General features: G+C 47.2%; 10 protein-coding genes. All 10 read right to left on the bottom strand.

Annotation, left to right across the window (positions count from 1 at the left end):
• Positions 1-37: 37 nt before the first annotated feature.
• The 10 genes from KQI_RS0113580 to KQI_RS0113535 all read right to left on the bottom strand — a co-directional run bounded on the left by KQI_RS0113580 (position 38) and on the right by KQI_RS0113535 (position 11,373).
• The gene (locus KQI_RS0113580) at positions 38-460 is read right to left on the bottom strand and encodes a DUF4280 domain-containing protein (RefSeq protein ID WP_010347323.1); all 423 of its coding nucleotides are present in this window, start codon (positions 458-460) and stop codon (positions 38-40) included.
• Positions 461-486: 26 nt separating this feature from the next.
• The gene (locus KQI_RS0113575; RefSeq protein WP_010347322.1) at positions 487-1,911 is read right to left on the bottom strand and encodes a phage baseplate assembly protein V; all 1,425 of its coding nucleotides are present in this window, start codon (positions 1,909-1,911) and stop codon (positions 487-489) included.
• On the bottom strand, positions 1,908-2,525 hold the full coding sequence (locus tag KQI_RS0113570; RefSeq protein ID WP_010347321.1) for a hypothetical protein: 618 nt from the start codon (positions 2,523-2,525) through the stop codon (positions 1,908-1,910). The genes KQI_RS0113575 and KQI_RS0113570 overlap by 4 nt, the downstream gene beginning before the upstream one ends.
• Positions 2,526-2,620: 95 nt before the next feature.
• Entirely contained in the window at positions 2,621-3,391 is a 771-nt protein-coding gene (locus tag KQI_RS0113565; RefSeq protein ID WP_010347320.1) for a hypothetical protein, read from the bottom strand.
• Between the two features lie 120 nt (positions 3,392-3,511).
• A complete protein-coding gene (locus KQI_RS0113560; protein ID WP_010347319.1) occupies positions 3,512-4,096 on the bottom strand; it encodes an RDD family protein in 585 nt (194 codons plus the stop codon).
• A gap of 55 nt (positions 4,097-4,151) precedes the next feature.
• Positions 4,152-4,664 carry an RDD family protein gene (locus KQI_RS0113555; RefSeq protein ID WP_010347318.1) on the bottom strand — a complete coding sequence of 171 codons (513 nt, stop codon included), beginning with the start codon at positions 4,662-4,664 and terminating at the stop codon, positions 4,152-4,154.
• A 63-nt stretch (positions 4,665-4,727) separates the two neighbouring features.
• Complete coding sequence (locus KQI_RS0113550) at positions 4,728-7,379, bottom strand: Hsp70 family protein (protein WP_010347316.1); 2,652 nt, start codon at positions 7,377-7,379, stop codon at positions 4,728-4,730.
• Between the two features lie 32 nt (positions 7,380-7,411).
• Positions 7,412-8,101, bottom strand: coding sequence for a hypothetical protein (locus KQI_RS0113545; protein WP_010347314.1), 690 nt, complete (start codon positions 8,099-8,101; stop codon positions 7,412-7,414).
• Positions 8,098-9,417, bottom strand: coding sequence for a hypothetical protein (locus KQI_RS0113540; protein ID WP_010347313.1), 1,320 nt, complete (start codon positions 9,415-9,417; stop codon positions 8,098-8,100). Before KQI_RS0113540 ends, KQI_RS0113545 begins: the two co-directional genes overlap by 4 nt.
• A 51-nt stretch (positions 9,418-9,468) precedes the next feature.
• Positions 9,469-11,373, bottom strand: coding sequence for a PP2C family protein-serine/threonine phosphatase (locus tag KQI_RS0113535; RefSeq protein WP_010347312.1), 1,905 nt, complete (start codon positions 11,371-11,373; stop codon positions 9,469-9,471).
• Position 11,374: the final 1 nt, after the last annotated feature.

Genomic DNA, 11,374 nt, shown 5'->3' with positions numbered 1-11,374 from the left:
CCTAAAAAAGTTGCAAAATATCTATTGGATTAAAAATTCAATCCAAATTCTGGCCATCGTTCTCAATACTTATGAACCCACAGTATAAACATGAGTTTGAACACTGGTCTGTTAGCGAAGCCTGTCCTTCCACCAAGACATCCTTTTTTCCACCTATCCATGGCTTTGTAATCATTGGAATACAGGGGGCTTTTTTCACACCGTAAATATCAACCATATTGCTATTTAAAACTGCGGGATTAGTAAGGCTGAAACAACGTCCAAAACCTGAAATATTATCACCCGGCAAATAGTCACTCACGTTCATTTGCGCTTTATCCTTGATATAGACTCCATGACTGAATGGACGCTTGAGTCGCGTCGGTTGCGTACCAAAGCTACATTTTAATATTGCTCCTGCAACAACATAACCTTTCTTGTCAGCTGAATTGGCCTGTAAAATCATTTGTTCTTCTGCCATCCTGCTACCTCCTATACTTTAAGCAATCAGTTTGTCTTCACTTCACTACCGATTACACTAGTATCACCACCGAGCACGATGTTGCTGCTCTGGCTAGATAGGGCAACTTCCTCTCCGGCAGAAATTTTTATTTTTTTACCGGCACTCATATGAATATTTCCTCCAGCAGAAAAATGGATAGCCTTGTCACTTACAATTTGAATTCCGTTTCCTTGATTCAACTGGATAAAAATGGCCCCATCTTTACCTGTAATTACAATCTCATCAGGTGTCATTCGAATTTCCTTGCCATGCGGTGTACGAAAAATCTTGGTATCAGGACTGTCAATCTTGTTGTATCCATCTTTAGTGCGATCTTGACGGGCCGAACTACTGGCAAAACCCTCTTGCTCCTGATGTGCTGGAAAATACACTCTTACAGTATCACCTATTTCAGGCATAACGTACCATCCACTGTGTCCTTCAGCTGTATAACCTGTTGCATAAGGGAACCAATGCGCTTTATCTTTAGCTTGAACTAAATCTATTTCAAGATGCACCTTAACTCTGTCTCTCTGGAGCGCTATAACCTTACCCTGCAACGATAAACCGATCATTTGTTCATTAAAAATTTCCTTATGGCGAAGACCTTCATGTGATGTCAATGTATAAATGCACTTCAGTATCCCTTTGCTCATTTCAGTTATTGCTTTATATACAAACAAGGTTTTCCCATGAAAAATTACTTGGTTCCCTAGTTCAAGGACATGATTAGTCTCTACAACATAGTCTATAAAATGGTTTTCTTGGATAGTAGCTGTACCATTTTCAGAAAAATAGCGGAAGGAAGACATACGTTTACTAATGGTATAATGATAATTTTCCAAGTTCACTGGGGCATTAACTTCTTCCACACCAAAATAGAATTTGGGGGTGCTAAACGTAGAAGCTGGCATGAGAGATGTATGATAACGTGAAGCAATCCGTTTAAGAAACTCCCAATCTGTTTCGCGGTACTGTATTGTTAGTTGATTTAATGATGCTCCTGCGGTTGCTGAGTCAATAATATCAATTCCAGGATAATCGTTAGCAATAACCTTCAATAGTCCAGCCATTTTCATATGTTTATCTTGAAATGAACGACTCTTCTTACATATGTCAAGCCTGTAGGTATGAGATATAGCCTCAACTTCAAGATAGTATACTCCTCGTACGAATTTCACTTCAATATCCAACACTGTACCACTAAATATCAATAAACGTTCGCCTTCCTCTGTAATCTGGGATACCTCTATTAAAGAATCTGCCTCAGTCATTTCTACGTAGGTATCCTTCAGTTCTTCGGGTACAATGGCAGTGAATTTTAAACGTGTGTGATGGTTCAATTGCTTCTCAATAATTAACTCATGTAGATTAACTAATTGATAGGGTGTAATTTGCACATTGCTGTATGTTGTACTTAAAACCTTCATATTAACTCACCTTCCCTTTTGGCTTGAATTACTAAAGAACCCATCAAACCTTTCGCTATCGGCCGCCAAAGTTTAACCTCTTCTTCCATACAGTTAAAAGTAATGATAAGAGCACGCTCCTCTAATGTGACAAAACAAGCCAAATTGTAGACCGGAGTACTCAAAGTAGGTGTTATAAATTCGCAATATCCAGCCAACTGATTTTGAATACGAATGATGCCGTCTCCATACCATTCCATAAGCCTCTCTGTATTTTTAAGTATATGGACCATTTCATTCTTAAATAGCTCCATCTCGGACTCCAAAAGCTCACTTGATGTATGGTTAAATGTGAGATTAGTTGTACCCGTATTATTCGCAAAAATAAGTCCCGGTCGATGGCAAGATGGATACTTCAACAAAGCATCTTCTTCCTCCATTTTCTTAAACGTTTTCGGCATGGTCATGGATATCCGCTCATTCAGCAAAAGGCGTTCGGTTAAAGAAACAGTCTCACCGTCTAAATGTATTAACGTCTGCAGTGAAATCGTTGACCAGTCTTTTATAGATACAGATAACTTCTCTTGCTTTAATGAGTTCATTAATGCTAAGATTTGCTCGTCCATATACTCCATATCATCGGCTCCTTTGGCTTATTATCAACCCATCGATAATATGATCGTTTCTCAAATTGGTTCTCTTACTCAATAGCTCCTATGACTCTAAACTGCTAATCTACTAGCATCCGCTGACCTCCTGAACGAGCGGTCCCTGCATTCACACGTCGGCCTCCTTTTTCCTCCAACACACGGGCCAGCACCTGATGCAGTTTACTAGAATCGTAGTCTCGATAAGCTGCCCCTGAACGGGACGACAAATAATGAAGAACAGCTTCCCGTTCAATAAAGCCTTGATTAAGACACAACATCGTAAATGCCAGATCAAATGGATCTGACGTTCCACGACTGATGAGCTCACGGGCGAACATTTTAAAAATATAGGGGGACAGCGTCGGTCCCGTTGTACCTGCATGCTGCACTTGAATAAGGTTAAACGTGTTGAACTCCGTTGCCAAATCGGCAAAATCCACATAGTCAGAGCGTAATAGAGCGCCTGTTTTGAGCTTAAATCTGCCTAATTCCAGTTCTTGCGAATTGACTCCTTCTTCTTTGAGGCATATGTTTCCCAAGTGTTGCTGAAAATCAGCAGTGGATTGCTCCTCCTGAAATCTGATTTTCAACACCGACAGCCGCCCGGTGGCTGTATACGGCACTTCCTGCTCCTGCTCTAGCAGGTACAGTCTGCCCTTATGCTTCACAATGCCTCTGCCTACGGTCAGCGTGTGCTCCCCGACGGTCACGTTCATTCCGGTAATGATGCCATTCGAATAATCCTGATACCGGATATCGAGAAAACTGCGGGGATAGTCCCGCAGGTTCTCCAGCATCTCGGTTTTGAGAATACGGCCTTTCTCGAACTTCGGCACGATATGGGTTAACATGTGTTTTCCTCCTCTCCGTGCCGATTTCGGCACAAGTGTCGCCCGGCACCTCAGTAACGACATTGCGGCCGCAACGTAATGCGCCAGCCGGTTCGCTCTGCGCCGTCATTACTGTTTTGGCTACTCTTCTTTATTTAGAGATATAGACAACCGATTCACACCGGGTGCAGGAGCCGGGACAGGCATCTCTGTCAGCGGTGGATTTTGCTTAATATAGTCCGAGTAGTCCAGCCAATTTTTGTTCACCACATAGGTACGAGCGATTTTGTCATGCAGTGCCTGCTTCTTAGCCGTGAAAGCTGCCATGATATAGCCGACAAATATAGTGAAAAATGTAATGATTCTACTCCAGTAGCGGGCACTCGCACGTCCGAAAGTTATTTTTTCATTGTGCTCATCCACGACAATAATCCCCAAAGCGAGCTTACCTACGGTCCCTCTAAATTTAGACGATTCCATGACAGCGTAGTACAGCCAGCCTATCGAAAATAAAACAAATAGGCGCGAAATAGTTCCCAATCCATAAAATAACTGTGCCACATGGAAAGTATATACCGAAGGATACAGCGTGCTTCCCAATGCAGGAATAAGAGATGTTAATGTCCCTAGCAAAGTGGTAAGTACTACAATGATCATCGTACCCACATACACAACAACATAATCTAGCAAATAGGCGAAAAACCTTTTCCAAAAACCTGCGTACATTCCTATTGTTCCCCCTGATTGAAAACTACGATTTATTAGAATTTATGATCTACGTTTACATCCCGGCTCCCCGCCCAGACTGCTTCTGAAGGATATAATTCAGCTCACGTTTGTCCACAACATAGGTATGGGCGATCAGATCGTGGAGGGCTTGTTTTTTGGCCGTGAAAGCTGTCATGATAAAGCCGATCCACAAAATGATGGAGGAAATTAACTTCCCCCAATAGCGGGCACTCGCACGTCCAAAGCTAAGCTTTTCGTTAAATTCATCTACCACGACGATTCCAAGAGCCAGCTTGCCCACCGTAGCTCTGCATTTGGACGATTCCATGAGTGCAAAATACAGCCATGAAATCCCCAAATTCAGCAAAGTCTGTCCTAATAATTTCATTGTAAAAATAGCAGGCAGTCCATCTGTCAGTACAGAGGCTTCTGTCGGGGATGGCATCGAATTCCCAAAGATCTGAATCACGCCCCAGATCAACCCAATCATCATAAATGCAAATCCTAAAATAAGGCTATCAATGATATAAGCCAAAGTTCGTTTCCAAAAACCCGCATACAGCATGTTATCCCCTCCAAGTGTTGTGTGTACTTTTCATATTCATGATTTTGAAAAATCCTCAGTTTCCTACTTCGTACCGTCAAAGAAATCCAGCTCGGAAAGATCATTTTCGAAGGCAAAAAAGCGTTTGGGTCCCAGATGCAGCAATTCATCCCGGCGAGTAATCGGTACTACATAAAAACCCCAACGGCTGTCGCCAGCAAAAACAAAATACTTCGTCTCCTCATTCCGAATAGAGTCGGTATCATCCTGCGGAATATCCCGCCCGTATAGCACGGCAATCTCCTCATACGGCATAGGTTCAAAGGCTTCCGGCCGGCTGCGGTACACATGGCGCTGACGCAGCTTGCCGCCGCCTGCCGTCAGGAAAAATTCTACTTCAGCCGCGTGAGACGGCCGGGAAATGGAGCCGCGCACCCGATTGCTTTCCAGGCTGGCAATCAGCTCTTTTTCACGCCCCGTATGCGTCCAGGCGCTAACGGTGTACGGAATAGCCGGGATATGATTGGTAATGACAGGCTCAATCGTGCCCATTTTTTTGGCATTCAGGTAGCGGATCGCTCCGCGCAGGCAGGCCATTTTCAGCTCAGGCACCCGGCTCAGGTCTTCCGCTTTCTGCCGGAATTCAATGCTGCGCCCTGGCACAAATTCCTTTAGTGCTTCGCGAAATACGTCAATCCGGCAGGACTGCCCGGTCAGCTTGATAATGGAATAGTCCTGCAAGCGTCCCTCCTGATAAAAATCATCCAGAAACTTGCGCACAATATTGTAGATATCCGCCTTAAGAAGCTGCTGTATTTCCCGAATGTTAAACACCACATCAGGCAAGCCATATTCATCGCGGAAACGTCCGTTTTCAATGACTGAAACCAGCCAACGGTCCAACACCGCAATGTTCAGGTCACTTTCGGCTGATAATACCTGCTCGGACTCGAAGCGGCTGCGCAATATGCCTGTACGCAGAAAAAATTCCTTTTTCATATTTTCTGCTGCACTCCACAACAGATGAAAATTACTCAGCACCCGCTGATATTCATCCCGTGTCGCATGCTCGTACCGTTTGAACGCCGTAGGCAAAATAGCCTCTGCCTCACGATAGCGCTCCTCCAGTCCTGCATAGACAGCATCTACGCCAAACTCATCCACATGACGGTACAAATCCCCTGAAGGAATGCCGATCAGGGCATCAATATCAGTGTCAGGCAATCGGGTTTCGGCTGCATAATAACCTGCAAACACGATTTTCATAAATTGCATAATCCGATACGTCAGATTGTTTCCGCCAAAATTGGTATCCCCATTTTCATACGTTGTGTGGATATCCAGCTTATAAGCAATACGTCCATCCTCAATCCGGAATCGGCAGGATGACAAATCCGTTGTACCTCCACCACAGTCAATGACAAGTGCCTGATACTCCTCACCGTCCGCAAAAGTTCCTCGCTCCATCTGGTCTGCCAGCGTGTTGTACAGCACAGCCAGCCCTTCGTCCAGCGCATCCTCCGCTTCAATCCGATAGTCTGGCAAAATGTCGGTAAACATCTCAATAAACTGTGGCTGCAGCTTGACAGGAGCAGAAAAGTGCAGATTACGAAACCGGCACTTAAATTGCTGCTCGGCGGTGCCTATCACATAACGGATAAACGCCGCCAAAATATCGCTGCGGGAAGCGGTCGCTGTATTCCCCTCGGAATCCATTAATTCCTCGATTCGCTTGTAATCATTGACCCAACGCTTGATGCCCCGAAATACCGTCGCACGGCTGCCCGCCACGTCTGTTCCACGCAATGCTTCCTCCCCGAAGACATACACGATATGCTCTGGATTGGTACAGTCCGCCACACGAATAGCAGTCGGCAATACCTCGATCCAGTCGCCTTCCGCACCTGCCGGGCCGGGAAATGACACATAATTGATCGCGTTCAGCTGTACCGTGCTGCTCATGCCTGTATCTGGGGCTGTGACATAGGAGCTATCCAAATAAGCACCTGCCGTTGTATTCGAGGTGCCAAAATCGATGGCCAATACGGCATCTGTTGTTTCAGTGCCCCGAATGATCAGCTCTGCCACCGGAACTCGGTGACCCTGCAGTTTCAGTGGCAGCATCGGCTTATCCCCATAGTAGAGGTTATAAAAGTATTCTGATTCCTGTCTTCGCAGAAACAGCAGGCTATAGCTATGGTTGGCCGTCTCTCGCAATTCAGCGTCGCGATGCCGCGAAAGATAATATACACCTGTTCGTCCCTCATCCTTCACCACATTCAAAACACCGCACAGTTCTCCCACCGCATTCACCAGCAGCACATTAGATGAGCTAAGCCACGGCAGATCAGACTCGATTCGGTAGTTGTCCATGCGGCCCGTCCGCACACCCTGATACAGTGTAATTTTGGCGGGAACCCGGATGCCGCCGCTCTCCTGCCGACGGTCATTCCAATTTCGCTGGAGTGCTGATTCCATACGTTCAAAGCCGCCGGGGTTGGGTCTTGTGATGAGTAAATGCTCCTCTGCGCTTCGAAACCGCAAAATAACGCGAATGAGTTCTTCACGTGCCAGACGATTGGCAAAGCCCTCGACCAGTCGTTCCTTATCGCATATCCCGCGCAACTGGAAGGTCGTCATTTGCTCCAATTCCGCCTGCGTATATTTCGCCGTGAAGCGAACGCTTTTTCGATCGGTGAGCGGGTTAAGCAATCTGTATGTATAGGGTCCGTTCATCGTTCACATGTCCTTTCTGAGCCACTTGGCCTTTAATAGAGGGCGATAGCGTCTATTTTCATCGTAGGATCTGCCTCCAAAATGCCGAAATGACTTGTCCAATACAGCTCAGTTGTAAAACGTGCCGGAAGAAACAAATCCAGAATCAAATCCACCTTCAGCCGTGACAGCTGCGTTTCCTCCTGGCCGATATAAACGAGCAGTTCATCTTTTTCCTCACAATTGGCATAAATGATCGAGCGATGAAAAACGCGCCGCATCGTTTCTTTTAACAGATGCACCGCTTCCCCTGTCTCATACAAGCGCAGTAGTCCTTCGGCAATCGCATCCCGTTCCTCGCGGTTTAATTGTTCAAAACTCCCCTTCACCTTCGGGCCAAAAATGCCGTCAGCAATATCACGCTGAACAAACCGGATATGATACTCGCGCCGATTCATCCCTTGATACAAATCTATTTCCGCCAAGAAATGCATCATAATATCAAATAGCGATTCTCTCAGCTCCAGGTCATCTTCAGTATCCGGTGGAAACAGGTCCCGAAAAATAGAATAAAAGCGGTAGTATGGATTGATTTCCACCACCTGCTCCAGCTCTGAAGTATTCAACTCTTCCAGACTAAGCTCCATATAGGGAGAATAGCTGACAGCAGGCACGAAGCGGAACTTATCGACATCCATCTCCTGTTCCCGTGCACGCATGAGCAAATCCCAGACGTAATTCACACCCATTCTCCTTCACATTTGTACTCTGGAAAATACATCTGCACTTCCGACACCAGAAAGCTCATTAAGTCGGATAACATGTAAGCAGGCGAGACTGGCGAAGCATCTTCAGTGCCGCGTCTGAACACCAGCCGCATGATCTGCTTGTCTTCCTCCGTCCGCACATTATCGCTGACAAACGGATTTAGCGGATACGTCTGGGATTTGGATACAAGGTTGCTTACATCATTTCTACCGATACCTCCCCAGATGTCCACACGTTCCAACTCCAGCCCCTGGGCTGCTTCAAACGAGTTAACGATACGCATGATTTCCGCTTTGGCCCGGACAATCACAGCCTGCTTGCCTGCATAGCGTCCCAAAAAGCTGTCCTGCCGCCGATTGGACAATACTGGATATGTCTGCCGGCTAAGTCTCGTCGTGACTGGCTTCGTAACCTTTAACACATTCCATTCACCGGATTTATCCCGTGGCGTAACAATGGTCATTTCTTCCTCCGTACGCTTGATATACCGAATATCCCCTTCAGCGCCGTCGATCAGATAGCCGTGCTCAGGTCCTGTTTTACGCAAAGGAAGTACATGCTCATAGTTCACGCGATCCATAGCGGGTATCGGAAAACCGCTGTTCTTTAGAGAGAGCCGTTCAATGTTCCAAAGCGGAAAAACATCGCCTTTCTTAAAAGCGTCGAACTCCTCCAACGAGATCGTAATTTCATGAATTTCTTCGTGTGCCGCAGGCTCCCCGTCTCCCCCAATCAACACACAGTCGACGAATTTATGTGCGTACGGATGATTAATCGTTTTCCACGGCATACCATTTTGCAGAAACATATGATACAGCTTTTCAATCTCCAAAATATAGGAACGATTGTGCTCCAGCCGAAAGCGAATGGGATAATTTCCGCTTTCCGTGACCAGCATTCCTGCAAAAATCCGCTTGCTGTGTACCAGCGCTGTGATTCGTTCGGTCTCCATCTCCAGAAAAAGCGTAAACAGCGGCATCGCTCCGCCTTCGCGAACCACCTCTGCTACACGGCTGATGTCCAACTTCTTGTCCTCCGTATCAGACGGTAACACCGGATATAAAAATTCATGAATCGGGTCGTAGTCCTCGCGCGATGTCAATGATACATACACATCGAATTTTTCTTCCGTATTCTCTATTTCCTCAAATACCCGCCGTTCTAGCTGGCGGGTCATCTCTTCCTGATATTCGACGAGGTTCATAAATACCCCCGCCATCATATTTTTCAGTAAACGTCTCTGCTCCAGATCGTCCATCTTGCTCAAACGGTCCTGCACCAGTTCTTTCACGGCGTTTCACTCCTTTTTCGGCTCCAGCATGCATTCATTGAACATGAAACCTTAACTTCCGTTCACGGCAGCCTGCTCCTGGCTTCCTGAATCGGACGCTCCCGCTGCTTTAGGAGCGGAATCAGCAGCTCCCTGCTCCTTGTTCGTGGCCGCTTTTGCCGAAGAGGCGTTTCCATCGCCCGTACTGCTGCTTTTCGAAGGCGAAGTTGAAGGCGAGGAGGCTTCCTTTTTCACGGCCGTAGTATTCGCAGAACCAGTTCCCGCAGAGCCAGTCCCCGCAGCCTTTGTCTGCGAATCCGCAGCAGGGGCTGCGGCTGCGGAGGTCGAGGCTGCGCCCGCTGTGTCCTCTGCGTTCGCATCGTTCAACGCTTCGTCAGGCAAGCCCAATCCGGCTGGAAGCTGACCATTTTTCTGCTGCTCCGCGCTCCGCTTCCCCTCCGCCTTCGCGATGCTCCGCTCCATGGCCAGAACGCTTTCGAGCTTATCGATCTCCTGATAAATCTCCTGTGCACCACTATAGGCGTCAATGGCTCCTTCATAATCGAGATCCTTCATCAGCCGATCCCCTTTGGCCTGAAGCTTGCCGGCTTGAATCTCCTTCAGCTGCTGCTGGATGGATGCCAATTTATCATTGGTTTCGGTAATCTTCTTCTCCAGCTCTTTTTGCGCGGACGTATACCCGGATTCCATCGCAGCCTTGCTTGCTTTTTGGTACAGCTTAAGCGCATTCGTGTAATCGCCGCCCTGAAATTTCAAATCTCCGTCCTTCATCCAGCTCGCGGTCTCGGCAAAGCTGTCCAGCTGATCGATTTTATGCTCAATATCCTTCACATTAAACGGTGGATACAGTCCCGCGCTTTTCCGTGCTTTTTCGTAGCTGGCTTCGGCTTTGGCAAAGTCCACCTTTTCCACATAGCCATCTCCGTCAACTATCAGTTGAGAAACTTTCTGCTCAGCCGTATACAACCTCTTATGAATCTTATCGTTGATTTTAACTGCCGCATTTTTCGCCTCACTGTAGGATTTGAGCGCCTTTGCATAATCCCCTGCTCTTGCGTAATCATCTGCCGTCTGGGCCGATTCGATCATCGTTTCCAGTGCTGCTGCCTTATTCGCAGCCATGCGCGCCAGCGTAATCCATGCTCCACCGCCTGCAATGATAAAGACAAGTAAAGCAATCAAAATCCGTTTGATCAGCTTGCGGCGGTTTTTAGGCTTTTCCTGAAATACTTTGTTGACATAAATGGCTGCGGCTGTATAATTATTCACCGCCCGGCGCTGCTTGCTGAGCAGCACCTCTTCCAGCGTATCCGTCAGCATGACCGGGTCCTTCGCTTCCTCCAGCGCACCGAGCATTTCCGCCAGCTCAACATCTTCCCACATCCCGGATGTGGTCAGCAGCATGACATCTCCATCTGCAAGCTGCGTCTTCTTGGCATAATGGGCATGAACCCCATTCGGATTTCCCAGGTACTCCAGCAGATTCCCCCGTTCCTCGTGAGTGCTGGTCGCTTCGTCCGGAATGCGTCCGTCATCTGCCAATGACTGTGCCAGGCTATGATCCTTGCTGCGAAAATTAAGCCGTCCATTGCGAAAATGATATAGCCGCACATTACCGCACGAAACGTACACCATTTTGTTGTAATTGGTCACCACCATCAACAGGCTGGCCTTGAGCCGAACACGGCGGCTTTCGAATTGCAGCCATTCCTGCGCTTCACGCAGATCTCTCATCAGGCGCCGCTTGGACATGGAAGGCTTCTCCATGAAATTTTCCAGCACCGTTTTGACAACCATTTCCGCGCTGTGCAGCTCCTGATCCGAATCCAGACCGTCTGCGAGGACATAACAGGCCATGTCGTCCGTCTCCATGAATGCAAAATAGTCCCGGTTGTCTATGTAAGAGCCCGCTTCCGACACAAAGGCGGTACTAAAATCGCTGTTGTCCTTGCGCATC

The organism is Paenibacillus peoriae KCTC 3763 (assembly GCF_000236805.1).
In the GTDB taxonomy this organism is placed as follows: domain Bacteria; phylum Bacillota; class Bacilli; order Paenibacillales; family Paenibacillaceae; genus Paenibacillus; species Paenibacillus peoriae.
The sequence above is the reverse complement of the archived record's forward strand: the minus strand, read 5'-3'. Positions and strand labels throughout refer to the sequence as shown.

What these genes read in the sequence shown, in the direction of transcription:
- KQI_RS0113575 (WP_010347322.1), bottom strand. Translation starts at nt 1,911, where the DNA reads ATGAAGGTTTTAAGTACAACATACAGCAATGTGCAAATTACACCCTAT.
- KQI_RS0113555 (WP_010347318.1), bottom strand. Translation starts at nt 4,664, where the DNA reads ATGCTGTATGCGGGTTTTTGGAAACGAACTTTGGCTTATATCATTGAT.
- KQI_RS0113550 (WP_010347316.1), bottom strand. Translation starts at nt 7,379, where the DNA reads ATGAACGGACCCTATACATACAGATTGCTTAACCCGCTCACCGATCGA.
- KQI_RS0113570 (WP_010347321.1), bottom strand. Translation starts at nt 2,525, where the DNA reads ATGGAGTATATGGACGAGCAAATCTTAGCATTAATGAACTCATTAAAG.
- KQI_RS0113560 (WP_010347319.1), bottom strand. Translation starts at nt 4,096, where the DNA reads ATGTACGCAGGTTTTTGGAAAAGGTTTTTCGCCTATTTGCTAGATTAT.
- KQI_RS0113565 (WP_010347320.1), bottom strand. Translation starts at nt 3,391, where the DNA reads ATGTTAACCCATATCGTGCCGAAGTTCGAGAAAGGCCGTATTCTCAAA.
- KQI_RS0113535 (WP_010347312.1), bottom strand. Translation starts at nt 11,373, where the DNA reads ATGCGCAAGGACAACAGCGATTTTAGTACCGCCTTTGTGTCGGAAGCG.
- KQI_RS0113580 (WP_010347323.1), bottom strand. Translation starts at nt 460, where the DNA reads ATGGCAGAAGAACAAATGATTTTACAGGCCAATTCAGCTGACAAGAAA.